The organism is Streptomyces mirabilis, from assembly GCF_039503195.1.
GTDB lineage: Bacteria > Actinomycetota > Actinomycetes > Streptomycetales > Streptomycetaceae > Streptomyces > Streptomyces mirabilis_D.
Window position 1 is genome coordinate 6,168,171 of the sequence record NZ_JBCJKP010000001.1, and the last position, 25,170, is coordinate 6,193,340.

24 protein-coding genes and 1 pseudogene are annotated in these 25,170 nt (G+C 69.9%); 18 read left to right on the plus strand and 7 right to left on the minus strand.

Features of this window, described 5'->3' with window-relative positions:
• Window positions 1-77 precede the first annotated feature (77 nt).
• The gene (locus tag AAFF41_RS28540) at window positions 78-629 is read right to left on the minus strand and encodes a hypothetical protein (protein WP_319751776.1); all 552 of its coding nucleotides are present in this window, start codon (window positions 627-629) and stop codon (window positions 78-80) included.
• A 122-nt stretch (window positions 630-751) separates the two neighbouring features.
• Between AAFF41_RS28540 and tsaB the strand changes: the two genes are divergently transcribed.
• The 12 genes from tsaB (at window position 752) to AAFF41_RS28600 (ending at window position 14,015) form a co-directional block, all read left to right on the plus strand.
• Entirely contained in the window at window positions 752-1,414 is a 663-nt protein-coding gene (gene tsaB, locus AAFF41_RS28545; protein WP_319751775.1) for a tRNA (adenosine(37)-N6)-threonylcarbamoyltransferase complex dimerization subunit type 1 TsaB, read from the plus strand.
• 17 nt (window positions 1,415-1,431) lie between these two features.
• Window positions 1,432-1,938 carry a ribosomal protein S18-alanine N-acetyltransferase gene (gene rimI / locus AAFF41_RS28550; protein WP_060895788.1) on the plus strand — a complete coding sequence of 169 codons (507 nt, stop codon included), beginning with the start codon at window positions 1,432-1,434 and terminating at the stop codon, window positions 1,936-1,938.
• Window positions 1,931-3,052: a tRNA (adenosine(37)-N6)-threonylcarbamoyltransferase complex transferase subunit TsaD gene (tsaD, locus tag AAFF41_RS28555; protein ID WP_319751774.1), complete on the plus strand. Its 1,122-nt coding sequence runs from the start codon at window positions 1,931-1,933 to the stop codon at window positions 3,050-3,052. Before rimI ends, tsaD begins: the two co-directional genes overlap by 8 nt.
• Window positions 3,049-3,300, plus strand: a complete 252-nt coding sequence (locus tag AAFF41_RS28560; protein WP_319751773.1) for a hypothetical protein — start codon at window positions 3,049-3,051, stop codon at window positions 3,298-3,300. The genes tsaD and AAFF41_RS28560 overlap by 4 nt, the downstream gene beginning before the upstream one ends.
• 121 nt (window positions 3,301-3,421) lie before the next feature.
• The gene (locus AAFF41_RS28565) at window positions 3,422-4,441 is read left to right on the plus strand and encodes a LacI family DNA-binding transcriptional regulator (RefSeq protein WP_060895778.1); all 1,020 of its coding nucleotides are present in this window, start codon (window positions 3,422-3,424) and stop codon (window positions 4,439-4,441) included.
• Between the two features lie 252 nt (window positions 4,442-4,693).
• Window positions 4,694-6,010, plus strand: a complete 1,317-nt coding sequence (locus AAFF41_RS28570) for an extracellular solute-binding protein (RefSeq protein ID WP_343324821.1) — start codon at window positions 4,694-4,696, stop codon at window positions 6,008-6,010.
• Window positions 6,011-6,019: 9 nt separating this feature from the next.
• Window positions 6,020-7,036 (plus strand): carbohydrate ABC transporter permease, encoded by a 1,017-nt coding sequence (locus AAFF41_RS28575; protein ID WP_388412685.1) that lies wholly within the window; start codon window positions 6,020-6,022, stop codon window positions 7,034-7,036.
• The gene (locus AAFF41_RS28580) at window positions 7,033-7,914 is read left to right on the plus strand and encodes a carbohydrate ABC transporter permease (protein ID WP_319751772.1); all 882 of its coding nucleotides are present in this window, start codon (window positions 7,033-7,035) and stop codon (window positions 7,912-7,914) included. Before AAFF41_RS28575 ends, AAFF41_RS28580 begins: the two co-directional genes overlap by 4 nt.
• Before the next feature lie 42 nt (window positions 7,915-7,956).
• Window positions 7,957-10,182 carry a beta-xylosidase/alpha-l-arabinosidase gene (locus AAFF41_RS28585; protein WP_343324822.1) on the plus strand — a complete coding sequence of 742 codons (2,226 nt, stop codon included), beginning with the start codon at window positions 7,957-7,959 and terminating at the stop codon, window positions 10,180-10,182.
• A gap of 112 nt (window positions 10,183-10,294) precedes the next feature.
• Window positions 10,295-11,371, plus strand: a complete 1,077-nt coding sequence (locus AAFF41_RS28590) for a LacI family DNA-binding transcriptional regulator (RefSeq protein ID WP_319751770.1) — start codon at window positions 10,295-10,297, stop codon at window positions 11,369-11,371.
• A gap of 72 nt (window positions 11,372-11,443) precedes the next feature.
• Window positions 11,444-12,814 (plus strand): endo-1,4-beta-xylanase, encoded by a 1,371-nt coding sequence (locus tag AAFF41_RS28595; protein WP_343324823.1) that lies wholly within the window; start codon window positions 11,444-11,446, stop codon window positions 12,812-12,814.
• A 202-nt stretch (window positions 12,815-13,016) separates the two neighbouring features.
• On the plus strand, window positions 13,017-14,015 hold the full coding sequence (locus AAFF41_RS28600) for an LCP family protein (RefSeq protein ID WP_343326367.1): 999 nt from the start codon (window positions 13,017-13,019) through the stop codon (window positions 14,013-14,015).
• Here the strand turns inward: AAFF41_RS28600 and AAFF41_RS28605 are convergent.
• The 3 genes from AAFF41_RS28605 to AAFF41_RS28615 all read right to left on the minus strand — a co-directional run bounded on the left by AAFF41_RS28605 (window position 14,008) and on the right by AAFF41_RS28615 (window position 16,187).
• Complete coding sequence (locus AAFF41_RS28605) at window positions 14,008-14,334, minus strand: hypothetical protein (RefSeq protein WP_343324824.1); 327 nt, start codon at window positions 14,332-14,334, stop codon at window positions 14,008-14,010. The genes AAFF41_RS28600 and AAFF41_RS28605 overlap by 8 nt on opposite strands.
• A 430-nt stretch (window positions 14,335-14,764) precedes the next feature.
• Window positions 14,765-15,436, minus strand: a complete 672-nt coding sequence (locus AAFF41_RS28610; RefSeq protein ID WP_143606564.1) for a recombinase family protein — start codon at window positions 15,434-15,436, stop codon at window positions 14,765-14,767.
• 277 nt (window positions 15,437-15,713) lie between these two features.
• Window positions 15,714-16,187, minus strand: coding sequence for a MarR family winged helix-turn-helix transcriptional regulator (locus AAFF41_RS28615; protein ID WP_181649889.1), 474 nt, complete (start codon window positions 16,185-16,187; stop codon window positions 15,714-15,716).
• A 184-nt stretch (window positions 16,188-16,371) separates the two neighbouring features.
• Here AAFF41_RS28615 and AAFF41_RS28620 point away from each other — a divergent pair, with 184 nt between their 5' ends.
• From AAFF41_RS28620 to AAFF41_RS28635, 4 genes are all read left to right on the plus strand, one after another.
• Window positions 16,372-16,983 (plus strand): NADPH-dependent F420 reductase, encoded by a 612-nt coding sequence (locus tag AAFF41_RS28620; RefSeq protein WP_319751767.1) that lies wholly within the window; start codon window positions 16,372-16,374, stop codon window positions 16,981-16,983.
• Between the two features lie 264 nt (window positions 16,984-17,247).
• On the plus strand, window positions 17,248-17,619 hold the full coding sequence (locus tag AAFF41_RS28625; protein WP_057582123.1) for a DoxX family protein: 372 nt from the start codon (window positions 17,248-17,250) through the stop codon (window positions 17,617-17,619).
• 135 nt (window positions 17,620-17,754) lie between these two features.
• Complete coding sequence (locus AAFF41_RS28630) at window positions 17,755-18,408, plus strand: FMN-dependent NADH-azoreductase (protein WP_230193429.1); 654 nt, start codon at window positions 17,755-17,757, stop codon at window positions 18,406-18,408.
• 367 nt (window positions 18,409-18,775) lie between these two features.
• On the plus strand, window positions 18,776-19,294 hold the full coding sequence (locus tag AAFF41_RS28635; RefSeq protein ID WP_181649891.1) for a hemerythrin domain-containing protein: 519 nt from the start codon (window positions 18,776-18,778) through the stop codon (window positions 19,292-19,294).
• 118 nt (window positions 19,295-19,412) lie between these two features.
• Here AAFF41_RS28635 and AAFF41_RS28640 read toward each other — a convergent pair whose 3' ends face one another.
• From AAFF41_RS28640 to AAFF41_RS28650, 3 genes and pseudogenes are all read right to left on the minus strand, one after another.
• On the minus strand, window positions 19,413-19,535 hold the full coding sequence (locus AAFF41_RS28640) for a hypothetical protein (protein ID WP_319751766.1): 123 nt from the start codon (window positions 19,533-19,535) through the stop codon (window positions 19,413-19,415).
• An 85-nt stretch (window positions 19,536-19,620) separates the two neighbouring features.
• Window positions 19,621-22,753: pseudogene (locus tag AAFF41_RS28645) on the minus strand (Tn3 family transposase).
• A 90-nt stretch (window positions 22,754-22,843) separates the two neighbouring features.
• Window positions 22,844-23,323, minus strand: coding sequence for a class I SAM-dependent methyltransferase (locus tag AAFF41_RS28650; RefSeq protein ID WP_343324826.1), 480 nt, complete (start codon window positions 23,321-23,323; stop codon window positions 22,844-22,846).
• Here AAFF41_RS28650 and AAFF41_RS28655 point away from each other — a divergent pair.
• Complete coding sequence (locus tag AAFF41_RS28655; RefSeq protein ID WP_060901481.1) at window positions 23,322-23,678, plus strand: YciI family protein; 357 nt, start codon at window positions 23,322-23,324, stop codon at window positions 23,676-23,678. The genes AAFF41_RS28650 and AAFF41_RS28655 overlap by 2 nt on opposite strands.
• Before the next feature lie 149 nt (window positions 23,679-23,827).
• On the plus strand, window positions 23,828-25,144 hold the full coding sequence (locus tag AAFF41_RS28660; RefSeq protein ID WP_415925967.1) for an RNA polymerase sigma factor: 1,317 nt from the start codon (window positions 23,828-23,830) through the stop codon (window positions 25,142-25,144).
• Window positions 25,145-25,170 lie beyond the last annotated feature (26 nt).

Here is a 25,170-nt window from a genome sequence, read left to right on the forward strand (position 1 = left end):
GGTCGCGCCCCGCGGCGGAGCCGCTGATGTACACAGCCCCGCGCCCCTGAGGGCGCGCCTCCGCACAGGTCCGCCGACTAGCGGATGACGACCACCTTCACGCCGATCGTCGCGAAGTTCCACATCGCGGTGCCGTTCTTGCGGGTCTCCCGGATACCGCCGAGTTTCTTGGTGGAGTCGGGGGAACCCGTGGAGCCGTCTGTGGCGGAGCTGAAGCCGATCGCCACGCCGTCGACGACGGCGAAGCGGACGACGTGCTCGATCTGGGCGCCGTCCGATCCGGTGACAGCCTTGGACCGGGAGGTGACGGCGTAGGTGCCGACTCCCGGGTCCACCGTGCCGGGGGTGACCTTGAAGGTGCGCTCGGTCCTGTTGTTCGCGGCGACCAGCCACACGCGGTCGTCGTCGATCGAGTAGACGACCCGCTCACCGCTGCCCGAGGCGGTCGGCAGCGCCACCGGGTTCTTCTTGTCCCGGGGTGCCTTCGTGGTGGGGACCTTGGACGCGCCCGCGAGGGGCTTGCCCAGGGTGTCGGGCACGTTCGCGGACGCCTGGTAGGCGAGGAAGCCGACCACCGCGACAGCCGCCGCGGTGAGCCCGGCCACGAATCCCGAGCTGCTCCTAGCCACCTTGTGTACCCGCCTCTCGTACCGCGTTCGTGTCCATTACGTCCTTTGTGGTGACGGTAGCAGCCGCCGTCCCGCAGACCGGGGCGGCCGTGCGTCCCGCTCGGGCGCCGTAGGCTGTTTGCGTGCTCTTGCTCGCTCTGGATACCGCAACCCCCGCCGTGACCGTCGCCCTGCACGACGGCACGTCCGTCATCGCCTCGTCGAGCCAGGTGGACGCGCGCCGGCACGGAGAGCTGCTGCTGCCGGCCGTCGACCGGGTGCTCGCCGAGGCAGGCCTCACGCTGGACGCCGTCACCGGCATCGTCGTGGGTGTGGGCCCCGGCCCGTACACGGGGCTGCGCGTCGGCCTCATGACCGCCGACACCTTCGGCCTCGTGCTCGGCGTGCCCGTGCACGGCCTGTGCACCCTCGACGGGCTCGCGTACGCCGCCGACGGCACCGGCGTCGAGGGCCCGTTCGTCGTCGCGACGGACGCCCGGCGCAAGGAGGTGTACTGGGCGCTGTACGACGACCCTCGTACGCGTGCCTCCGAGCCCGCGGTCGACCGGCCCGCCGACATCGCCGGGACGGTCGCCGGTCTGCCCGCCGTGGGTGCGGGTGCGCTGCTCTATCCCGACACCTTCCCGGACGCCCGTGCTCCCGAGCACGTCTCGGCGGGCGCGCTCGCGTCCCTGGCGGCGGAGAAACTCGCCGCGGGCGAGGAGCTCGAGGCGCCCCGGCCGCTCTACCTGCGCCGCCCGGACGCCCAGGTGCCCAAGAACTACAAGGTGGTCACCCCGAAGTGACCGCCGAGCTGCGCGAGATGCGCTGGTGGGACATCGATCCCGTACTGGAGCTGGAGAAGGACCTCTTCCCCGAGGACGCCTGGTCGCGGGGGATGTTCTGGTCCGAGCTGGCCCACGCCCGCGGGCCCGGGGCGACGCGCCGGTACGTGGTGGCGACCGAGAGCGGCCGACTCGTCGGATACGCCGGACTGGCCGCCTCCGGTGACCTGGGCGACGTACAGACCATCGCCGTACGACGTGATCAGTGGGGCACCGGCCTCGGCGCCCGGCTGCTGACCGAGCTGCTGCGGGCCGCGACCGCGTTCGAGTGCGCCGAGGTCATGCTCGAGTGCCGGGTGGACAACGTCCGAGCGCAGAAGCTGTACGAGCGCTTCGGCTTCGAGCCCATCGGCTTCCGTCGCGGTTACTACCAGCCTGGCAACGTCGACGCCCTGGTGATGCGGATGCGCACCGCGTCCGACAGCGGCTCCGCCCCGGGTTCACCCTCCGTAAACGGCGTACAAGGAACAGAGAGCAATGGCTGACGAACCGCTGGTCCTGGGTATCGAGACCTCCTGCGACGAGACCGGCGTCGGCATCGTCCGCGGCAACACGCTGCTCGCGGACGCCGTCGCGTCCAGCGTCGACGAGCACGCCCGCTTCGGCGGCGTCGTGCCCGAGGTCGCCTCCCGCGCCCACCTGGAGGCGATGGTGCCGACCATCGACCGGGCGCTCAAGGACGCGGGGGTGAGCGCCAGGGACCTGGACGGCATCGCCGTCACCGCGGGGCCCGGGCTGGCCGGCGCGCTGCTCGTCGGGGTGTCGGCGGCGAAGGCGTACGCCTACGCGCTGGGCAAGCCCCTGTACGGCGTCAACCACCTCGCCTCCCACATCTGCGTGGACCAGCTGGAACACGGCCCGCTGCCGGAGCCGACGATGGCCCTGCTCGTGTCGGGTGGCCACTCGTCCCTGCTGCTCTCGACCGACATCACCTCCGACGTACGGCCCATGGGCGCGACCATCGACGACGCCGCGGGCGAGGCCTTCGACAAGATCGCGCGCGTGCTCAACCTCGGCTTCCCCGGCGGTCCGGTCATCGACCGGTACGCGAAGGAGGGCGACCCCTCCGCGATCGCCTTCCCGCGCGGACTCACCGGGCCGCGCGACCCGGCGTACGACTTCTCCTTCTCCGGCCTGAAGACGTCCGTGGCCCGCTGGATCGAGGCCAAGCGGGCGGCGGGCGAGGAGGTGCCGGTGCGTGACGTGTCGGCCTCCTTCCAGGAGGCGGTCGTCGACGTGCTGACCCGCAAGGCCGTACGGGCCTGCAAGGACCAGGGAGTCGACCACCTGATGATCGGCGGCGGCGTGGCCGCGAACTCACGGCTGCGGGCGCTCGCGCAGGAGCGCTGCGAGGCCGCGGGGATCCGGCTGCGGGTGCCGCGGCCGAAGCTGTGCACGGACAACGGGGCGATGGTGGCCGCGCTGGGAGCGGAGATGGTCTCCCGCAACCGGGCCGCCTCCGACTGGGACCTGTCGGCCGACTCCTCGCTGCCGGTGACGGACCCGCATGTGCCCGGCCGTTCCCAGGAGCACGGCCACGACCACGGCCCCGGCCATGATCACGTGCACGAGGTCTCCAAGGAGAACCTGTACTCGTGAGCGTCGCGCTGATGTGGGAGGCGCGGGCCGTCTCCGGACGGGGCGAGGAACTGCTCGCCTGGGTGCGGGGGCAGGAGCTGGCGAGCGAGCCGCTGCGGCGGGAGGTCCTGCGCGCGCCGCAGGACCGGGTGCTCGTCATCACCTGGTGGGATGCGCCCTACGACGCCGAGTTGCCCGAACTCCCTGAGCCGGACGGAGAGTTGGTGACCCGGGCGGTCCATCGGTGGCGGTTCGAGTCGGTCTCCTGAGGCTTTCGTCTCCGGCCGGGCTTCACGACGAACTCGCTTTTCCGGAAGACTCCTGCAAAGTTTCGTATGTGGGTGTGGAACGGTAGAGGGGCGGTTCGACGTGTCGACGGAGGTGGGCGCTGTGGCCCGGGAGAGCATCAAGAACAAGGTGACGATCACCGAGATCGCCCGGCAGGCCGGCGTCTCGGTGCCCACCGTGTCGCGTGTCGTCAACGGCCGCTCCGACGTGTCGCCGGAGACCCGGGCCCGCATCGAGGACCTGCTGCGGCGCCACGGCTACCAGCGCAGGTCGTCCGCGCCCGGTGACCGGGCGGCCCTGATCGACCTGGTCTTCAACGACCTCGACAGCCCTTGGGCCGTGGAGATCATCCGGGGGGTCGAGGAGGTCGCGCACGCCTCCGGAGTGGGTACGGTCGTCTCCGCCATCCACGGTGCGTCGGGCTCGGCCCGGCAGTGGATGACCAATCTGCGGGCCCGCGCCTCGGACGGCGTGATCCTCGTGACCTCGGTCCTCGAACCCCGGCTGCACGAGGAGTTGCGGCGGCTCGGGGTGCCGCTGGTCGTGATCGATCCGGCGGGATCCCCGACCCTCGACGTGCCGACCGTCGGCGCCGCCAACTGGGCGGGCGGGATGGCGGCGACGGAGCATCTGCTCGGGCTCGGGCACCGGCGGATCGGCTTTGTCGCCGGGCCCGTGCGGTTGCTGTGCTCGCGGGCGCGGCTCGACGGGTACCGGGCGGCGCTGGACGGCGCGGGGGTCGCGGTCGACGACGCCCTGATCGTGCCGGGGGACTTCTACCATCAGGCCGGCTTCGACGGCTGCAACACGCTGCTCGACCTGGAGGAACCGCCGACCGCCGTGTTCGCGGCGAGTGACCAGATGGCGCTCGGGGCGATCGAGGCGTTGCGGCGGCGGGGGCTGCGGGTGCCCGAGGACATGAGTGTCGTCGGGTTCGACGACCTGCCGGAGGTCCGGTGGTCGGCGCCGCCGCTCACGACGGTGCGGCAGCCGCTCGCGGACATGGGGAAGCTGGCCACGCGCACGGTGCTCCGGCTGGCGCTGGGCGAGGACCCGGTCTCTCCGAGGGTTGAACTGGCTACCGAGCTGGTCGTTCGGGCGAGTACGGCGCGACGGGGTTGAGGGGCGCCTCAGGGGCGGGGTGTCTGAGACGGTTCGGCGGCTGCGGGTGATGCGTGGCCGGTCGCGCAGTTCCCCGGCGCCCCTGACGGGGCGCTGATCCCGGCGTGCCCGAAGAGGCGGGGGAACTGCGCGATCAGCCCACCGGCCCGCACGCGAAGAACTTCCGATATTTGTCAGGGGCGTTGACACGGCTGTCCCGCACCCGTAACTTCCGGCGCACTCGGCCGATAATTATCGGCCCTCTTCCGGAAGGTGTGCGATGCGAGCGTTGGGCAACACCTACACCTCTTCTCCCGCCGGAGGTTCCTGGCGGCATCCGCGGCGACCGGACTGGGGGCGGCCGCCCTGAGTGCGTGCGGTTCCTCCGACAGCGGGAACAGTTCGGGCAAGACCACGATCGAGTGGTGGAACATCACCACCACCCAGCCCGCGAAGAAGCTGTGGGCCCAGCGCGCCAAGGACTTCGAGGCCGCGCACCCGGACGTGAAGGTCAAGGTCGTCACGCTGGAGAACGAGGCGTACAAGTCGAAGATGACCGCGCTGACCACCTCCGGGAAGCTTCCGGACGTCTTCCACACCTGGGGCGGCGGGGTCCTCAAGCAGCAGATCGACGCGGGTCTGGTCGAGGACCTGACCGACAAGACCGCCTCCTGGACGAAGGACTATGTGCCCGCCTCGCTGGCGGCCTACCAGTTCGACAAGAAGACGTACGCGGTCCCGTTCGACATCGGCATGGTCGGCTTCTGGTACAACAAGGCGCTCTTCAAGAAGGCCAAGATCGACACCCCGCCCACCACCTGGTCCGGCTATCTCGACACCATCAAGGCCCTCAAGAGCGCCGGAATCACGCCCATCGCGCTGGCCGGCAAGGAGAAGTGGCCCGGCATGTACTACTGGGCGTATCTGTCGATGCGCGTCGCCGGACTGGAGGCGATGCAGAAGGCGGCCACCGACGCCGACTTCACCGGCGAGGGGTTCGTCACGGCCGGCCAGCACCTCAAGGACCTCGTCGCGCTCGAACCCTTCCAGAAGGGTTTCCTCGGCGGGGCCTACTCCGACCCCAACGGTGAGGCGGCCCTGATGGGCAACGGCAAGGCGGCCATGGAACTGATGGGCCAGTGGGCGCCGACCGTCGAGAAGGACTCGGGCAAGGGCATCGGCGACGACCTGGGCTTCTTCTCCTTTCCCTCCGTGGAGGGCGGAAAGGGCGCGCTCACCGAGGTGTTCGGCGGGGGCGGCGGCCACGCGGTGCGCAAGGGGGCGCCGGACGCGGCGGTGGAGTTCCTGAAGTTCTTCGCGGAGAAGCAGTTCGCCGAGACCCTCGTCAAGGAGACCGGCCTGATACCGGTGTCCAAGGACGCGCGCCCCGCGCTGACCGACCCCAACCTCACCGCCGTGTCGGACGCCCTGAACAACGCCACCGGCTTCCAGCTCTACCTCGACCAGGCGTACGCCCCCGCCGTCGGCCAGGAGATCAACGACAGCGTCGCCGCGCTCATCGCCGGCTCCAAGTCACCCGAGCAGGTCACCCGTTCGGTGACCCAGGTCGCCAAGAGCGAGAAGAGCTAGCGGCCGGCGATGACGCACTCGACCTCGACCTCGACCGCGTCGACGTATGTGCCCGATCGCGGCAAGTCGACCGGCGTGACGGCCGTTTCACCGGGCGGGGGGCCCCGCCGTCCCGTCCTGCGGCGCGTGCGCGACTGGTTCGCGGCCTTCGTCTTCACGGTCCCGGCGCTCGCCCTGTTCGGGATGCTCGTCCTCCTGCCGATGGGCTACGCCTTCTACATCAGCTTCTTCAACTGGGGCGGATTCGGCTCGCCCACCGACTCCGTGGGGTTCGACAACTACACCCGGCTCTTCCAGGACCCGGTGTTCCTCGGGGACCTGTGGCGCGGCGTCCTGCTCGTCGCCTTCTCCCTCGTCCTCCAGCTGCCGTTCGCGCTCGCCATGGCCGTGCTGCTCAACCAGAGACTGCGCGGCCGGGCCGTCTACCGGATGCTGTTCTTCGCGCCGTACATCCTGTCCGAGGTCATCACCGGCGTGCTGTTCAGCATGATCTTCGCGCCGGGCGACGGACTCGCCGACAAGGTCCTCGGCGCGGTCGGTCTCGACGGCCTGGGCGGGCTCTGGTTCGCGGGCCAGAACACCGTCCTGCCCACCCTCTTCCTGGTCATGACCTGGAAGTACTTCGGCTTCCACATGATGCTCTACCTGGCAGGCCTTCAGGGCATCCCGGCGGAGCTGCACGAGGCGGCACGCATCGACGGCGCCGGCGGCTGGCAGCGCTTCCGCCACGTCACGCTCCCGCTGCTCGCGCCGACCCTGCGGATCAGCGTGTTCCTGTCCGTGATCGGCGCCATCCAGCTCTTCGACCTGGTGTGGGTGATCTCCGCGGGCGGTCCCGACCACCACTCCGAGACCATGGTCATCAGCATGTTCCAGTACGGCTTCAAGCGCTACCAGATGGGCTACGCCAGCGCGATCAGCGTGGCGATGTTCCTGATCAGTCTCGTCTTCGCCCTCGCCTACCAGCGTTTCGTGCTGCGCCGCGACACCGAAGGAGCCATCACCACCATGCGAGCCAACCGATGAGCGCGGTCGTGAAGAGCGCGGTCGTGAAGAACACGGTCCCCAAGAGCGTCGTACGCCGTCGCAGGCTGCGCACGCTGCCCGTGTACGTGATCCTGTGGCTGGTCGGCGCGGTCATGGTGACCCCACTGCTGTACGCCCTGGTCTCCGGCTTCAAGTCCACCGACCAGCTCTCCAGCAACACCTTCGGCCTTCCCCACCCCTGGGTGACCTCGAACTACACCTCGCTGCTCGCCTCGGGACCGTTCTGGCGGTCCGTCGGCAGCAGCACCCTCATCGCGGTCGCCACCGCCCTGCTGACCGTGGGGGCGTCGGCGCTCGCCGCCTACGCGCTCGCCCGGTTCGCCTTCCGGGGCAGGGAAGTGCTCTTCACCGTCTTCACCATGGGGCTGATGTTCCCCTTCGCGGTGGCGATCCTGCCGCTGTTCATCCTGCTGCGCACCTTCGGGCTGCTGGACAACCCCTGGGGTGTGATCCTGCCCCAGGCCGCGTTCGGCCTGCCCATGACGATCGTCATCCTGCGCGGCTTCTTCCGGGAGATCCCCGGCGAACTGGAGGAGGCCGCCACCCTCGACGGCTGCTCCCCGTTCGGCTTCTTCTGGCGCATCCTGCTGCCGCTGGCCCGTCCGGCGCTCGGCACCGTCTCCGTCCTCGCCATCGTGGGCAGCTGGAACAACTTCCTGCTCCCCCTGCTCGTCTTCAGCGAACCCACCTGGTGGACCGTCCCTGTCGGCATCCAACAGTTCCAGGGCCAGTACGCCTCCGACGTGGCCCGCATCTTCGCCTATCTGGTCCTCGCCATGGCGCCCGCCCTGGCCTTCTACGCGGTCGCCGAACGACAGCTGATCGGCGGCATCACGCTCGGCGCGACCAAGGGCTGAACACCAGCCCCTCCAGATGCCCCTGTGGATGTGAGGAGTTACATGACCGACCCCTGGCAGGACCCTGCTCTGCCCGCAGGCGTCCGCGCCGCCGATCTGCTCGCCCGTATGACCACGGAAGAGAAAGTCGCCCAGCTCTACAGCGTCTGGCCCGGCTCGAACCAGACCCCGGGCGGGGACATGGCGCCGCTGCAGCACGCGCTGTCCGAGGACATCGACCTGACGCGGCTGCTCCCGCACGGGCTCGGCCAGCTGACCCGCCCCTTCGGCACCGCACCGGTCGACCCGGCCGAGGGCGCCGCCCGTCTTGCCGCCCTCCAAGAGCGCATCCGATCCGCGAACCGCTTTCGGCTGCCGGCGCTCGCCCACGAGGAGTGCCTCACCGGGTTCACGGCCTGGCGGGCGACGGTCTTCCCGACCCCGCTCGCCTGGGGCGCGAGCTTCGATCCGGCCCTGGTGAAGGAGATGGCGGCGGCGATCGGCGCCTCGATGCGCTCGGTCGGCGTCCACCAGGGCCTCGCCCCGGTCCTCGACGTCGTACGCGATCCCCGCTGGGGCCGAACGGAGGAGTCGATCGGGGAGGACCCCTACCTCGTGGCGACCGTCGGCACCGCCTATGTCCAGGGCCTGGAGTCGGCGGGTGTCGTCGCCACCCTCAAGCACTTCGCCGGCTACTCGGCCTCCCGAGGCGCCCGCAACCACGCGCCCGCCTCGCTCGGCCCGCGCGAACTCGCGGACGTCATCCTGCCGCCGTTCGAGATGGCCGTACGGGAGGGCGGGGCGCGCTCGGTGATGGCCTCGTACAACGACCTCGACGGACTGCCCGCCCACGCTCACCGTCGACTGCTGACCGAACTCCTGCGGGAGGAATGGCGGTTCACCGGCACGGTCGTGGCCGACTACTTCGGGGTGTCCCTCCTGGAGTCCGCGCACGGGCTCACCGACTCACCTTCGGGGGCGGCCGCGCTCGCGCTCGCGGCGGGCGTGGACGTCGAGCTGCCCGCCGTGCGCTGCTACGGCTCCGGGCCCCTCGACGAGGAGTTCGTGGACCGGGCCGCGCTGCGGGTGCTGACGCAGAAGTGCGAACTGGGGCTGCTGGACCCCGACTGGGCGCCGCCCGCCGACTCCTCTTCCGCCGATCTCGATCCGCCGCACATGCGGGCGCTGGCCCGGCAGCTGGCGGAGGAGTCGGTCGTCCTGCTGGCCAACGGGGGTACGTTGCCGCTGGCGCCCGGGGTGCGGCGGATCGCCGTGCTCGGTCCGCTCGCCGACGATCCCGCGGCCATGCTCGGCTGCTACACCTTCCCCCGTCATGTCCTCCTCGACCACCCCGAGGTCGAGATGGGGGTGGACGTGCCGACGCTGCTGGAGGCGCTGCGCGCCGAACTGCCGGACGTGGAGTTCACGGACGATCCGGTGGCCGCCGACGTGTGTGTGGTCGCGGTCGGCGACCGCTCGGGACTGTTCGGGCGGGGCACCTCGGGCGAGGGGTGCGACGCGGCCGACCTCGAACTGCCCGAGGGGCAGGGAGAGCTGGTCGACAAGACGCTGGCCTCCGGCATACCGGTCGTGCTGGTGCTGCTGTCGGGGCGGCCGTACGCGCTCGGGCGCTGGGCGGACCGGTGCGCGGCGGTGGTGCAGGCGTTCTTCGCGGGACAGGAGGGAGGTCCCGCGGTGGCCGGGGTGCTGTCCGGGCGGGTGAACCCGTCGGGGCGGCTCCCGGTGAGCGTGCCGCGGGAGCGGGCCGGACAGCCGTGGACGTATCTCGCGCCGCCGCTCGGACAGCTCAGCGGGGCCAGCAACCTCGACCCGACGCCGCTGTTCGCCTTCGGACACGGGCTGTCGTACACGACGTACGACTGGCAGGCGCCGTCGGTCGACGACACCGCGTTCCCGACGGACGGCGAGACGACCCTGCGGCTGATCGTCCGCAACACGGGGGAGCGGGCCGGTACCGAGGTCGTGCAGCTCTATCTCCACGACCCGGTCGGCAAGGTGGCGCGTCCGGTGGCCCGGCTGGTGGGCTACGCGCGGGTGCCGCTGGCGGCGGGCGCGTCGGCGGAGGTCCACTTCACGGTCCCGGCGGACCTGGCCGCGTACACCGGCCCGGACGGCGACCGGATCGTCGAACCGGGGGAGCTGGAGCTGCGGTTGGGGGCGTCCAGTGCCGAGGGCGGGGTGCGGTACGCGGTGCCGGTGACGCTGACCGGGCCCGAGCGGATGGTGGGCCGGGAGCGGCGGATGCGGTGCGAGGTGCGCGTGAAGTGAGCCGTCGGTTCTCACGGCGGCCGAATGTTTCCAGTCAGTCTCCGAATGTTACGGACCTCGCTGGGGTCGGAGAGGGGTCGCCCGGCGTGCACCCGGGGATACGATCGCGCCCATGAATCCCGCGAAGCCCGTGGAGAATCGGATGGCGGACCGTTCCTCGGGGACCGCGACCCTCGCCGAGATCGCCCGCGAGGCCGGCGTCTCCGCGCCGACTGTTTCGAAGGTGCTCAACGGCCGGGCCGATGTCGCCCCGGCCACCCGCACCCGGGTCGAGGAGCTGCTGCGCGCGTACGGCTACCGGCGCCGCCGGGCCGAGGCGACCCGCTCGCCCCTCATCGACGTGGTCTTCCACGAGTTGGAGAGCGCCTGGGCGATGGAGGTGATCCGGGGCGTCGAGAACGTGGCGCGGGAGGAGGGGCTGAGCGTCGTCCTCTCGGAGAGCGCGGGGCGGCTGACTCCCGGGCGTACCTGGGCCGACCAGGTCGCCGCCCGCCGCCCGCACGGCGTGATCCTCGTCCTGTCCCGGCTGGACGAGTCCCAGCGCGCGCTGCTGACCAGCAGGTCCATCCCGTTCGTGGTGATGGACCCGGCGGGCGACCCGGGCGACGACGTGCCGTCCATCGGCGCCACCAACTGGCACGGCGGGCTGGCCGCGACCCGCCATCTCGTCGACCTGGGGCACCGGCGGATCGGCGCGATCAGCGGGCCCTCGCGGATGATGTGCAGCCGCGCGCGCATCGACGGATACCGGGCGGCGCTGGAGACGGCGGGACTGCCGGTGGACCCGGAGCTGATCAGAGTCGGGAACTTCCACCACGAGGACGGCTACCGGCTGGGCCTCGACCTGCTGCGCCGCCCCGACCGCCCGACGGCCGTCTTCACCGGCAACGACCTCCAGGCGCTCGGCCTGTACGAGGCCGCCCGCGAACTGGGCCTGCGCATCCCGGAGGACCTGAGCGTCGTGGGGTTCGACGATCTGCCGGTGGCACGCTGGGTCGGGCCGCCGCTGACGACCGTACGACAGCCGCTGACGGAGATGGCGGAGGCGGCGGCCAAGCTGGTGCTGGAGCTCGGGCGCGAGGAGCGGCCTGCGGCGGGGACCAGAGTGGAGCTGGCGACGAGTCTGGTGGTGCGCAGCAGTACGGGGGCGCCTCCGGCACAGGGAACGGATTGCTGTTCCTGTCATTGACGAGTGGGGCGCTCGGCCCGACACTCTCCGAGTCAATCGGTTGCATGACCGAAACTTTCGGAGGCACCCGCAATGAGAACCTCCCGAACCTCCCGAACTTCCTTACGTGCGCGCCTCACGGCGCTCCTCACCGGCGGCGCGGTGGTGGGCGCCCTGCTCGCGGTCGCAACGACCGCTCACGCGGCCGACACCCCGCTGCGCGACCTCGCCGCCGCCAAGGGCAAGGTCATCGGCACCGCCGTCACCGGGTCCAAGCTGACGGGGACGTACGGCGACATCGCCGGGGCCCAGTTCAACTCGCTCACTCCTGGCAACGCCATGAAGTGGGAGACCGTCGAACCCACCCGGGGCACCTACAACTGGGCCGAGGCCGACCAGATCGTGGCCTTCGCGCAGGCCCACAACCAGCAGGTGCGCGGCCACACACTGGTCTGGCACAGCCAGAACCCGAGCTGGCTGACGAACGGCACCTGGACGTCGGCCCAGCTCAGCGCCCTCCTCCAGGACCACATCAGCACCGAGGTCACCCGCTACAAGGGCAAGCTGGCCGCCTGGGACGTGGTGAACGAGCCCTTCAACGAGGACGGCACCTACCGCTCGACCCTCTGGTACAACGGCCTCGGCTCCGACTACATCGCGCAGGCCCTGAGCTGGGCGCACGCGGCCGACCCGAGCGCCAAGCTCTACATCAACGACTACAACGTCGAGGGCGTCAACGCCAAGAGCACCGCCCTCTACAACCTGGTCAAGTCGCTGAAGGCGCGCGGCGTCCCGATCGACGGGGTCGGTCTCCAGGCCCACCTCATCCTCGGCCAGGTGCCGTCCACGCTCCAGCAGAACATCCAGCGCTTCGCCGACCTCGGCGTCGACGTGGCGGTCACGGAGCTGGACATCCGTATGCAACTCCCCTCCGACAGCGCGAAGCTGACGCAGCAGGCCGCCGACTACAAGGCCGTGTTCGACGCGTGCGTGGCGGTGTCCCGGTGCTACGGCGTCACCGTCTGGGGCTTCACCGACTCCGACTCCTGGATCCCGGACGTCTTCTCCGGCTACGGTGCGGCGACCCCGTACGACGAGAACTACGTACCGAAACCGGCGTACCACGCGATCGCGGGCTCACTGGGCGGGACCACGACACCACCGCCCGCGGGTGTCTGCACGGCGGCGTACAGCATCCAGAGCCAGTGGAACTCGGGGTTCACGGGACAGGTGAGGATCGCCTGTTCGGGGGCCGCGCTGTCGTCGTGGAAGGTGAGCTGGACGTACGGCGCGGGCCAGCGGATCACCCAGGCCTGGAACGCCGACTGCACCCAGTCCGGTGTGGCGGTGACGTGCGCGAACGCCTCCTACAACGGAACGGTACCGAACGGCGGATCAGCGACGTTCGGGTTCAACGCGTCATGGAGCGGGAGCAATCCGGTGCCCACGGTGACGCTGGGCTGAGGGCGGCGTGAGAAGTCTTAGATTTTCCGAAGGAAACCCCAGAAGAGGTTCCTGCTCGTAATAATTCGGACTTACGTTCCTCCGCGTGACTGCAGAAGAGGAGCGCGGGGGCGGACGTGGGGCCGGGCGCGGGGACGGGGACGGGGTCGAGAGCGGGGACGGGAACGAGGGCGCCGCGAGACGTGCCGGACGGCGGAGAGGTCTGCTGAAAGCCGCCGGCATTTCGCTCGCCGGCGTCCTCGTGCTCTCCGTGGCGGGGGCGGGCTGGGTCTACTGGCATCTGAACCAGAACATCAAGAGCGTGGACATCAACAGCGCGCTGGGCGACGACCGTCCGGCGAAGGCGGTGTCGACGCCGTCGGCGGCCGTGTCCGCCTCGGCCGCGCCGCTGCCGAGCGGCGCCGTGAACATCCTGGTCCTCGGCTCCGACTCGCGCAGCGGGAAGGCGAACGCCGCGCTCGGGGGCGGTGACAGCTCGGGCGCCCGTTCCGACACGGCGATGGTCGTCCACATCGACGAGGGCCGCACCGAGGCGACGGTGGTGAGCATCCCCCGGGACACCCTGGTGACCCGCCCGTCGTGCCCGACCTCGTCCGGCGGGGCGACCTCGGTGGCGTACAGCGCGATGTTCAACAGCGCGTACTCGGTGGGCGGTCCGGTCTGTGCGGTGAAGACCGTCGAGTCCCTCACCGACGTCCGCATGGACCACTACATCGAGATCGACTTCTCCGGGTTCGCGAAACTGGTGGACGCGCTCGGCGGCGTCACGGTGACGACGGACCAGAACATCGACGACGACAAGAGCCATCTGCACCTGAAGGCGGGCACGCACCACCTGGGCGGCACCCAGACCCTGGCGCTGGCCCGCACCCGGCACGGCATAGGTGACGGCAGCGACCTCGGGCGCATAGGCCTCCAGCAGAAGCTGGTGAAGGCACTCCTGGAACAGATGGCGTCGACGTCCCTGCTGACCGACCCCACCAAGCTCTACAAGGTCGCCGACGCCGTCACCGGCAGTCTGACGACGGACACCGGGCTCGACTCGCTGGGCGAACTGATGAAGCTCGGCCAGAGTCTGAAGTCCCTCTCCTCCGACAAGGTCAAGACGATCACCATGCCGGTGGTGACGGCTCCGTCGAACCCCAACCGGGTGGTGGCCGACGAGCCGGAGGCGAGCGACCTGTGGGCCTCGCTCAAGTGACCCGGTCGACCCCGCCGACCCGGTACGTCAACAGATAACGCCAGTAGAGGAGTTGGCGGACGCGGGAGCCGGGCAGCAGCCGGTCCGCCTCGCTCCGGACGTCCGCCAGCGACATCCGCGGCTCGCGCACCGGCGCCCGCGGGGGCACGGCTCCGCCTCCGCGCAGCCGCTCACCCACCGCCACCCCCGCCCGTGCCACGGCATTGGCGGGCACGGCGGCGAGGTCCCACCAGGTGATCCCCGCGTAGCAGCCCAGCAGCAGCAGCACCCCGCCGGGCGCGAGCGCCTCCCGGAACCTGGTCACCGTGCCGAACGGCATGTGGTGCCGGCCTTGGGGACTAGCGGAACAGCCAGTAACGCTAAGCACTTGATCTTGCTACGTTCGCCTACAACTCAAACGTCAGCTGCCCGCCGGTTTCGAGCGCGGTATGCCGGGTCTGGGCCCGGGTACGGGCGTGGTGGTTACGGTCGTAGTGCAGGTGGCAGCCCTGGCATGGCTTTGAGGTTGGCCGGGTGACAGTTCTCCGGCGTGTGGTCGAGGTGCGCGCTCTCGTCGTCAGGATGACCCGCGAACCGGTGCCGTACACGGGCTGTCCGTGCCGGTTGGGACACCGGCCGGGGTGACTGCCGCGTCCGCACTCGCCTTCACACTCGCACCGCCAGCCGGCGCGTTCCTTGATGGCGTTGGAGATGTCCGGCCAGTCGGCGGGACAACGCTCGCGGTCCTAGGGACGGATCGGCACGTGGGGTCACCGTTCCGCAGCGTCGAGCTGGTGGGGGACGGCGGAGGCGCGCAGGTCTTGGAGGTCGGGGATGTGGTTGTAGAGGGTGCCCGGGGAGATGCCCAGCATTTTGGCGATCGAGGTGATGGAGCGGCCGGGGTCGGGCAGCAGGTCGCGGGCGGCGCGGATGACTTCCTCGGTAGCGACGGTGGGGCGCCCGCCGACCCGGCCGCGGGCGCGGGCGGCGGCCAGGCCCTCGCGGGTGCCCTGGACGATGAGTTCGCGGATGAACTCCGCCAGAGCGGCGAAGACGTGGAAGACGAGTCGGCCGCCGGGGGTGGTGGTGTCGAGGTTCTCGTGCAGCGAGGTGAAGCCGATCCCGCGCGTCCGGAGTTCGGCGACCATGTTGATGAGGTCCTGGAGGCTGCGGCCGTAGCGGTCGAGCGACGGGACGACGAGGGTGTCGCCAGCGTCGAGGAAGGCGTGGCACGCCTTCAATTCCGGGCGGAGGGCGTTCTTTCCGGACTTCTTGTCCGAGAAGATCTTCCGGCATCCGGCGGTGGTGAGGGCGTCGATCTGCCGGTCGAGCTTCTGTCCGCCGCTGGACACCCGCGCGTACCCGATCTTGATCTCGGTGCAGACAAGCGGTTCGGCAACGAGGAGTTCGGGGTGGCCGGACGGCTCCGGAGTGTCACTCATGACCCCGGATCATGTCAGAAAACGGTGGTCGAGGGTTCTTGAATGACCCAGGTTTTTGAAGGGTTTTTTGAAGGGGCTGCGGGGTGTGCGGACCCCCGCACGGTGATCTTCAGAAAACGTTCGTTTTTTGAAGGCGAGGCTCGTCGACCCGCATCGTCTTCTTTGTTGGATGGGAGTGTCGCAGTAAGGGCGGTTGGTGCGATGCCGGGCCCTCATCAGCACCCCGGGCGAGACTCTGACGGCACGGTCGGCGGCAGCCCGGCGGGGACGCAAGGGGTCATCCCGGTTTCTGATCGATCTCGGCGAGTCGCGCCTCCACCTGGTCTCCCAATTCGATCAGCAGGTCCATCTGCGCAGGGGTCACGTGGTCGATCAGCACATTGCGCACGTCAGCCAGGTGGAGCGGGGCGGCTGCCTCGACGAGGGTGCGGCCCTGTTCGGTGATGACCACGACGGCCCCTCGCTGGTCGGTCGCGCATCGCTCGCGGCGGATGAGGTTGCGGTTCTGCATGCGGGTCAGATGCTGCGACAGACGGCTCTTCTCCCATTGCAGCGCATCTCCGAGTGCGAACGACCGCAGGCGTCCCTCGGGCGCCTCAGACAGGTGCGCCAGCACCTGGTAGTCGGCGGTGGACAGCCCGCTGTGGGTGCGCAGCTGCCGCTCGATGTATTCGGACAGGCCGGCCTGCATCTTCATGAGGCTGCGCCAAGCCCGCTGTTCACGCTCGTCCAGCCATCGCGGTTCGTCCATGAAGCCCATCCTACCGCTTTGGTTGACATGTTAACCAGTCCGTCGTACGGTTTGGTTAACACCTCAACCAAATGGACTTGCGGAGGTCGGAGCCGCCTACAGAAACGCGGCGACAACAGGCCGGACGACGAAGCTGCTCTGCCGCCTCGACAGCCTTCAGCAATTACTGGAACAGGGAGCACTCATGTCTGCAGACACCCGCTACGCCATCGTGGGCACCGGAAACATCGGTTCGGCGCTGGCGCGCGTCTTCGCCCGGGCCGGAGTCGAGGTCAGCATCGCCAACACCCGCGGACCGGGCTCGATCAGCGAACTCGCCGCCTCCTGGGGTTCCACGGTCCGGGCCGTGACGCTCACCGAGGCACTGGCGAGCGACGTCATCTTCATGGCCATCCCGTTCGGCGCAGTCGAGACGTTCGGCAACGCCCTGCCCGACTGGAACGGGAAGATCGTCGTCGACACCACCAACGCGCACTACGCGCCCAACGCGGGCGACGTCCTCAAGGGTCGGCTCTCCTCGCAGTACGCGGCCGAGGTCCTGCCCGGCGCCCAGATCGTGAAGGGCTTCAACCACCTTCCCGCCCAGACGCTCGCCGCCGAAGTGCCCTCCGGCCAGGGCAAGCGCGTGGTCTTCGTCTCCAGCGACTCCGGGGAGGCCAGCTCCCAGATCGCCGAGCTCGCCCGCACGCTCGGCCTGTCGCCGGTGGAACTCGGCAGGATCGACGAAGGCGGACGCCTCATCGAGGTTCCCGGCGCACTGGTGCTCAGGAACTTCACCGAACAGCCCCTCACCTGATCGGCCGCATTCCGCCTTCCACAGGCGGTGCGGCCGGCGCCGACGAGCCGTCCCGCCTCAGCGTCTGCCGTCACCGGCCGCACCGCGGCGGCCGGCGCCCGGCCCGCGGCCGGGTTGCCGCGCAGCAGCGCTCTCCATCGATGAGACCGCACTACAGCAACGCTCACGCGTGAGCAGCAAAACCCGCCGGCACACCCATCCTCCACGGATGCCGGTCCCTCACAGCTCGGGCGGTCCGAATCACTCTCCAGAAAGGCATGACCCGTGTTTGTCTTCGCCGCCGTACTGAGCGTTCTGCTCGCCGTTGTCGGGCTGGCCGCCGGACTACCGAAAGCCCTGCTCAAGGGCAGCATTCCAGCCCAGTTGCAGTCTCCCGGAGGCTTCAGCGCCCCGCTGGTCCGGTTCATCGGGCTGGCCGAGCTGGCCGCAGCCGCAGGGCTCATCGCCGGTCTCTTCTGGCAGCCCATCGGCGTTGCCGCCGCCCTGGGATTCGCAGTCCTGCTCGTCGGAGCCGTCGGCTTCCACGCCAAGTCCGGCGACTACGCCAACCCCGAGACCCGCGGCAACGCGATGGCACCCATCATCCTCACCGTCATCGCGATCGCTGCCGCCGCCACGCTCGTCCTCGCCTCCTGACCAGCGCCTGAATCCGAGGCGCCACAGCTCACCTTCCGCCCGGCAAACCCGGCCGGGTGATCGCGACGCCCTCGCCACGCGGACCGTCACCGATCATCCGCATTCCCGACCACTGCTACACCTGAGGAACATCCCATGACCACTCTTCTGCACCTCGATTCCTCGCTGTTTTCCGGCGACGCCTCCTCCTCCCGCGCCGTGACCGCCGCCTTCCGCCGGACCTGGCAGGAGCACCACCCCGAGGGCACGGTCATCTACCGTGACCTCGCCACGAACCCCGTACCGCACCTCACCGCCGACGCCCACACCGCCGGCCAGACCGACCCGGCCACGCACACCCCCGCCCAGGCCGCCGCCCTCGCCCACCGGCTGACGCTGATCGACGAGCTGGAGAACGCCGACGCCATACTGATCGGCGCTCCGATGTACAACTACTCGATTCCCTCGACCCTCAAGGCGTGGCTCGACAACATCGTCCTCGTCGGCCGCACCGCCGGCGTGGAAAGCTCCAGGCTCAAGGGCACCCCCGTCACCGTCGTCGCCAGCCGCGGCGGCTCCTACGCCCCGGGCACGCCCCGCGAGGGCTACGAATACGTGCAGAACTACCTCACGGCCGTTCTGGCCGACGCGCTCGCCCTGGACGTGAACTTCATCGTCCCGGAACTCACGATGGCCGTACACAACCCGGCGATGTCCCAGCTGATCCCCCTCTTCGAAGCCTCCCGCCAGCAGGCACTGGACGACGCAGCCTCCACGGCCAAGGCGATAGCCCACCGCATCGCCGCCTAGAAACAGCGCCCTCCGGACGGCGGCCGTGAAGCACGCTTCACGGCCGCCGTGGGCGAACTCCAGCGGGGACAGGCGGCTGGCTGCCCTCGAAGGAATTTCTCGCCCCGGAGGAGCTGGACGACGCGAACCGGCGAATCGACGAGGCGGCCGGCGCTGCCGGGCGGGACCCGAGCCGGACCAACCGGGTCTACAACCTGGTCGGTGACCGTTCGACTACGCAGCGGGTCGACCTGCTGACGAGCTGGTCGGTCGAGCACGGCATGAACGGCTACATCTTCAGCGGCCCGGTCGACGAGTCCGCGCTGCGCCCCATCATCGAGAAGGTCGCGCCCGCCGTGCGCGAGGCAGTCGCAAAGGAGCATCGACGATGACACAGCCGCAGGCGGGAACTGTCGCCGGCCGCCAGATGGTGCAGCAGCTGCTGATGGCGCATGCGCCGCTGCGCAGCGACGTCGCCGCCCTGCGCAAGGGGCTTGAGGTGCTCGATGCGGCGACCACACGCGCAGAGGACATCGAGGAGCTGCTCGGCGGTCTGACTGTCGCGGACCTCACCTGGCAGCTCAAGGTGGGCTGCCAGCATTTCTGCGCCCACCTGGACGCCCACCACACGATCGAGGACGCTCGGATGCTGCCGGTCATGCAGCACCGGTTCCCCGAGCTCACCGATCAGATCGGGCGGCTCCGGCGCGAGCATGAGGAGGTCAAACAGATGATCGTGAGCATCCGCGCCGACGCGCGGCAGCTGAACCCCAAGGACGAGCGCTCCGTCCACGTGGTGCTGGAACAGATCGTCGCGCTTGCCGACCACCTCCAGGCCCATCTCGACTTCGAGGAGCGCACCCTCTTCCCGTACTTCCTGCGGATGGACCACGACTGGCACGCCTGAGCTGTTCTGGCCGGGAGGGTGAGTTTGGAGCCGCGGACGGCCGTGCCGCCGCGCCATGGAGGCTTTGAAGCTGGACGCTGAGCTTGACTCTGACACGAAAATTGAGGCTTCGTGGAGGTCAGGTCGCCTCGATGGGTTCGAAGCGGATGGCCATCGGCGCGTCCCTGCGGTCGGCGGCGAACCGCTCGTTGGCCTCCCGCAGGTGCTCCCTCATCTCGTCGTGCGAGTCCGTCACGGTCATACCGGCGCCCCCTTCTCACTGCCCCGCCGGTCGGCGGTGGTCTTCTCGAAGTACAACGACCCGCCCCGGACGGCGGATGCGGCGCTCACTCCTCCTGGCCGTCGTCGTCATCGTCGAGGTCGACAGCATCCGGGTCGCGCAGGGGCCGCAGCCCCTTCACCGGCTGGGAGGCGGTGAAGTTGTACCGGCCCAGGACGTTCAGATTCTTGTGCTTGAGCGGGGAGAGCCGGGCGACGTCCTCGTCGCGGATCTCGTAGCCCTCCGCGCGGAGCTGGGCGACGGCGGCGTCGATGTAGCGCGTCGTCCAAAGGACCACGGCGTTCAGCACGAGCCCCAGCGCCCCGAGCTGGTCCTCCATCCCGTCCCGGTACGCCTGGTGGATGGTGCCCTTCTTGCCGTGGCAGATGTCGCGGGCGAGCTTGTGGCGGGATTCCTGGACGGTGAGCTGTTTGTGCATCTGGCGGCGGTAGGTGTCGTCGACCGGGTCGACGACGGCGAGCAGGTGCAGGGTTTTGGCGATGCGCCCGTACTCGGCGAACGCCTGCCCCAGCGGGGCGGGATGCCCTTCTCTGCCGAACATCCTCAGCAGGTCGTAGGCGCGGACCTGGTTGGTGACCAGGGAGCCGGCGACCCGCAGCATGTCCGGCCAGTGCGTGATCACCTTCTTCACGTTCACCTTGTTCCGCGCGATCGCCTCCAGCGGCCCGTACTCGCCGGCCGTCTCGGCGCCGGGCATCTGGGCCTTCCAGAACCTCTGGTCTTGAAGGTCCTTGAAGCGCGGGGAGAAGCGGTAGCCGAGCAGCTTGAAGATGCCGAAGACCATGTCGGAGTAGGAGGCGTTGTCGGTGGCGACCATCTCCGGCTTCACTCCGCCGTCCAGGTTCAACAAGGCGTCCAGGATGAACAGGGAGTCACGCGGGGTGCCGGGCACCACCATCTGTCCGATGCCGATGACCTGGTCGTTGATGGCGTTCAGCCATGTGATGCCGGTCTTCTTCGCGAAGTACTTGGGTGAGGGGGCGGCGTTGATGGTGCGGACGGGGACGACGAACCGCAGGCCGTCGACGGAGGCCAGCAGCCCCTTTCCCCAGTGCTCGACGATGGGCACCTGGGCCTGGGCGGCGATCAGGGCCGCGTTCGCCGCGGCGATGGTGTCGGCGCGCAGATAGTACTGGTCGACGTGGACCAGCCGGGAGCGGGTCAGAGCCTCGTGGTTGGGGTTGATGACCGGGGTCATCCCGATGTTGCACGCCTCGCTCACCAGCAGGGCGACGACCGAGGTGGTCAGGTCCTTCATCCGGGTTCTGCCGTCGTCCAGATGCACGAAAGCGTCCAGGAACCCGGTCCATGAGTACACCTCGAACAGCAGGTCCGGCAGGTCGATCTTCGGAAGCATCTTCTCGACACGCTCGCGCAGCCACTTCAGCGACTTCGGCTCACCGAGCGCATGGAGCTTCTCCACGTTCAGCTTCGCCCGGCCGTTGGGCTGCACCTCGATGCTGATCTTCGCGTCGGAGCCCGCCTCCTGAAGGCGCTCGGCCATCTGCTTCCACGTCGCGTCCAGCACGGCGACCAGTTCCCGAAGGTGCTGTTCGGCGTCCTCGGCCAGGCTCAGGCCGGCCAGGACGTCCTCGCGCACCGCCTCCCACCCTTGCCCTGAAGCAGCCGGGCTCGCGGGTCGGACCAGCGGTGCGAGGGCGAGGCGAAGATGTCGCGGCGCCTCAGCGCGCCGAACAGCTGCTCCAGCACACACACCACGTACGCATCCCGGTCCACCGCCCCCTGCGGCAGCTCCGCGTTCGCGTACACGGCCTTGCGCCAGTGCGCCGGCACCAGCTTGTCGTCGACCTCGCGCGGCAGCAGCGGCTTCTCGCCCACCTTCCGCCGGGAGAGAGCCGGGAGCCGCTGCACCCCAGTGAGGATCCGTCTGCCGGCGGGCGCCGCGTCCAGCGCCTTCGACTCACCCAGCAGCGACAGGAACGGCCTGACGGTGTTGTAGCGCAGCGCCAGCGCCCCACGCAGCGCGGTCTCCGCCGTGTCGTCGTCCTCCGGCACCAGGCTCACCACCGTGGCCGCCGCGCTGGAGAGCGCGGCCCGAGGCGCGACCTCCTCCAAGGCCCGCCACAGCCCGGCCACGTCGACATCGCAGCCGCTCCCCTCGATGAGCTCCAGCTCCTCGATGATCACCTTCGAGACCCGGGCGGTGATCCGTGCCGCCTTCTCCAACTGCGGCAGCGTGGACAGGCGCTGCTTGTCCGTGGACCGCCTCGCGGAGCTGATCAGCCGGGTGGCCATCAGGATCTCGAAAAGGTCCAGCGCGTCGTCGATCGCCTTCGCCTCCAAGTGGCGCATCACCGCGGTGAGCATCGCCGTGCGCTTGGGCTCCGGGGTCCGCTCCAGCTTCGGCGCCTTGGTGCCCAGCCCGTACCGGGCCAGCGCGGACAGCCGGTTCGGCGGAACCTGCTCCAGCCTGAGACGGCCCAACTGGAAGGCGGCGATGTCCTCGACCCGCTGCAACGCGGCCTTCATCGCGGTGCCGGTGGTCCGCGTCGGCGGCCGGCGCATCCGCTCCAGCTCCGAATGCCGTTTGCCCTCCGGCGTCTTCAGCGTGGCAACCAGGTCGCCGGGCAGAGCCGGGTCCGCCCGCCGGGCCGCCCTGGCGACCGTGGCGTGCAGCCGCTTGTCCGCGACGCCGCGGACCTCGGCGACCTGCCGGGCCAGCACACTCACTCCCGGCAGCAGCACCCGGTTGCGGCGCAGCCAGCCCACCGCGTGATCGAACAAAGCCTTCGGCCCCTCCGCGTGCGCCGTCCACGCCCGGCCGTGCAGGAAGGCCCTGAACTTCCGGCCCTGGTCGTGGTCCTCATACTGGTGATAGCCGTACGCGTCACGTATCTCCCACGCGTGCTCGTACGGCGTCGGCCTGCGCTCGGTATACCGCTTGATCTGGGAGACATCCCCGATCCCCAGCTGCTCGGCCAGATGCTCGACGACCGGCCACGGCACCGCGAGGGGGCCTCCAGGAACAGCCCGATGTACCGCACCGTGCACATCTGAAGCGCGAAGCCGAGACGGTTGTGGTCGCCGCGCCGCTTCGCGATCAGCTTCAGGTCCTCGTCATCAAGGAAGAAGAACCGCTCCAGCTCGGGCTTCGTCGGCTCCTCGGCGAACTTCCCATACGCCTCAGCCTGCTCATCAGTCAGAAATTCCACCGGCATGCGGCGGACCGTAGCCATCCCCCACCAGCGATCGGGGACCTTCCGCCGAATCCCCGCACGGCACCGATCACCTGTGCTAGAAGCCCAAGATCAAGTGCTTAGCGTTACTGGCTGTTCCGCTGGTCCCCAAGGCCGGGTGCAGGCTCGCCAGACAGGTGATGACGTCGTAGTGCCCCTTCGGCAGCGCGGCGGAGGCCACGTCCGTCCGCCGGAACCGGGGGCCACCCCGATCCGCCGCGCCACGGCGATCACCTCGGCCGACGGATCGACGGCGTCGACCTCATAACCCCGCGCCGCCATCCGCCGCGCGAAACCCCCGGTGCCACAGCCGACGTCGAGGGCGACACGCCCGTGTTTCGGCAACTTCCGCAGCAGCATCCGGTGGTAGTGATCGTTGTGGTCGAAGGGCATACGAGGACCCTGCCCACACGAACCCCGCGGCAGCGCCCGGCGAGAAAGTTCCAAGATTTTCGGGGACGGTGTCGAAACGGGCGTCTCCCGTTCGACGCACGGGTGAGAGGCAGGGAGAAGCCCCGCCTCCGAGGCACCACGCACACGAGGAGTCACCATGCCGCGTTACCTGTCGCTGGTCCAGATCGACGAGAGCACCGCGCCCGCCGAAGGCCCGAGCCCGGAGCTGATGCAGCGGATGGGCGAGCTGATCGAGGAGATCACCAAGGCGGGGGTCATGCTCGACACCGCCGGGCTGACGCCGTCCGCCCAGGGCAAGCGGGTGCACTGGTCGGGCGGGCAGCTGTCCGTCACCGACGGGCCCTTCACCGAGTCCAAGGAGGTCGTCGGCGGCTACGCGCTCATGCAGTGCAAGGACATGGCCGAGGCCCTGGAGTGGACCAAGCGGTTCCTGAAGGTGCACGAGGAGCACTGGACGGTGACCTGCGAGGTGCGGGAGATCGCCGAGGGCTAGGGCCTGTCCGGCGGCTCATGCCGCAGACGCGGGGCTTGGCACGCACACCTGCGCCGGTGAGGCACCGTTGCTTCCCTCCGGCCTGATCCGCCGGAAAGGCCCTGGCCATTCCTTGGCCTGCGGTCGCCGTGGGTGTCTGATGGTGGGTTGTGGAAGAGCAACAGCCCACCGTCACGCCCGTCACGCAACCCGTCGCGTCCGGGGCCACCCGAGATGCCGTCGAAGCGGTCGAAGCCGTCGAGACGATCTTCCGGATCGAGTCGCCCCGCGTCATCGCGGGCGTCTCCCGCATCGTCCGCGACGTCGGCATCGCCGAGGAGCTCGCGCAGGACGCCCTGGTCGCGGCGCTGGAGCAATGGCCCCGGGACGGCGTCCCGGACAACCCGGGCGCCTGGCTGACGACCACGGCCAAGCGTCGTGCGATCGATCTCGTACGCCGCCGGGAGCAGTACGCGCGCAAGCTGGCGGAGGTGGGGCGGGACCTCTCGGTGACCGCCCCGCACCACCTCGACGAACCCTCCGACCCGGACGACATCGACGACGACCTGCTGCGGCTCGTCTTCACCGCCTGCCACCCCGTCCTCTCCGCCGAGGCCCGCATCGCTCTCACCCTGCGCCTCGTCGGCGGTCTGACCACCCCCGAGATCGCCCGCGCCTTCCTCGCCCCGGAGGCGACCGTCGCCCAGCGCATCGTGCGCGCCAAGCGGACCCTGGCGGCGAAGGGCGTCCCCTTCGAGGTCCCCTACGGCCCGGACCGCGAGGCCCGCCTCGGATCCGTGCTCGAGGTCATCTACCTGGTCTTCAACGAGGGGTACGCGGCCACGGCGGGCGACGACCTGCTGCGCCCCGCCCTGTGCGAGGACGCGCTGCGACTGGCCCGCGTACTCGCCGAGTTGATGCCCAAGGAGCCCGAAGTGCACGGGCTGGTGTCCCTGTTGGAACTCCAGGAGTCCCGCGCCGCCGCCCGCACCGGCCCCTCGGGCGAGCCCGTCCTCCTCAAGGACCAGAACCGGCGCCGCTGGAACCGCCTGCTGATCCGCCGCGGCTTCGCCGCCCTCGGCCGGGCGAGCGCCGTCACCACCGGACCCCCTGGCCCGTACGCCCTCCAGGCCGCCATCGCCGCCTGCCACGCCCAGGCGTACGCGTACGAGGACACGGACTGGCGGCAGATCGCCACCCTGTACGGACTGCTGGCGACCCGTTCCCCGTCTCCCGTGGTGGAGTTGAACCGTGCCGTCGCCGTCTCCATGGCCGAGGGCCCCGCCCCGGCGCTGGAGATCGTCGACCGGCTGGCCGGCGAACCGGCCCTGCGCGACTACCACCTGCTGCCCAGCGTCCGGGGCGACCTGCTGGCCCGCCTCGGCCGCACGAAGGAGGCCCGCGCGGAGTTCGAACGAGCCGCGGGCCTGGCCCGCAACGAACGGGAACGCGAGCTGCTGGAGACGAGGGCGCGGGCCTGCCGCTAGGCCCTGTCGTCACATTCCCGTCCGCC

Bases quoted from the DNA above. Each gene is read 5' to 3' on its own strand.
- AAFF41_RS28630 (WP_230193429.1), top strand. From the start codon at position 17,755: ATGACCACTCTTCTGCACCTCGATTCCTCGCTGTTTTCCGGCGACGCC.
- AAFF41_RS28605 (WP_343324824.1), bottom strand. From the start codon at position 14,334: ATGCCGTTCGGCACGGTGACCAGGTTCCGGGAGGCGCTCGCGCCCGGC.
- AAFF41_RS28635 (WP_181649891.1), top strand. From the start codon at position 18,776: ATGACACAGCCGCAGGCGGGAACTGTCGCCGGCCGCCAGATGGTGCAG.
- AAFF41_RS28620 (WP_319751767.1), top strand. From the start codon at position 16,372: ATGTCTGCAGACACCCGCTACGCCATCGTGGGCACCGGAAACATCGGT.
- AAFF41_RS28640 (WP_319751766.1), bottom strand. From the start codon at position 19,535: ATGACCGTGACGGACTCGCACGACGAGATGAGGGAGCACCTGCGGGAG.
- AAFF41_RS28650 (WP_343324826.1), bottom strand. From the start codon at position 23,323: ATGGTGACTCCTCGTGTGCGTGGTGCCTCGGAGGCGGGGCTTCTCCCT.
- AAFF41_RS28655 (WP_060901481.1), top strand. From the start codon at position 23,322: ATGCCGCGTTACCTGTCGCTGGTCCAGATCGACGAGAGCACCGCGCCC.
- AAFF41_RS28595 (WP_343324823.1), top strand. From the start codon at position 11,444: ATGAGAACCTCCCGAACCTCCCGAACTTCCTTACGTGCGCGCCTCACG.
- AAFF41_RS28585 (WP_343324822.1), top strand. From the start codon at position 7,957: ATGACCGACCCCTGGCAGGACCCTGCTCTGCCCGCAGGCGTCCGCGCC.
- AAFF41_RS28575 (WP_388412685.1), top strand. From the start codon at position 6,020: ATGACGCACTCGACCTCGACCTCGACCGCGTCGACGTATGTGCCCGAT.
- AAFF41_RS28610 (WP_143606564.1), bottom strand. From the start codon at position 15,436: ATGAGTGACACTCCGGAGCCGTCCGGCCACCCCGAACTCCTCGTTGCC.
- AAFF41_RS28580 (WP_319751772.1), top strand. From the start codon at position 7,033: ATGAGCGCGGTCGTGAAGAGCGCGGTCGTGAAGAACACGGTCCCCAAG.
- rimI (WP_060895788.1), top strand. From the start codon at position 1,432: ATGCGCTGGTGGGACATCGATCCCGTACTGGAGCTGGAGAAGGACCTC.
- AAFF41_RS28590 (WP_319751770.1), top strand. From the start codon at position 10,295: ATGAATCCCGCGAAGCCCGTGGAGAATCGGATGGCGGACCGTTCCTCG.
- tsaD (WP_319751774.1), top strand. From the start codon at position 1,931: ATGGCTGACGAACCGCTGGTCCTGGGTATCGAGACCTCCTGCGACGAG.
- AAFF41_RS28615 (WP_181649889.1), bottom strand. From the start codon at position 16,187: ATGGACGAACCGCGATGGCTGGACGAGCGTGAACAGCGGGCTTGGCGC.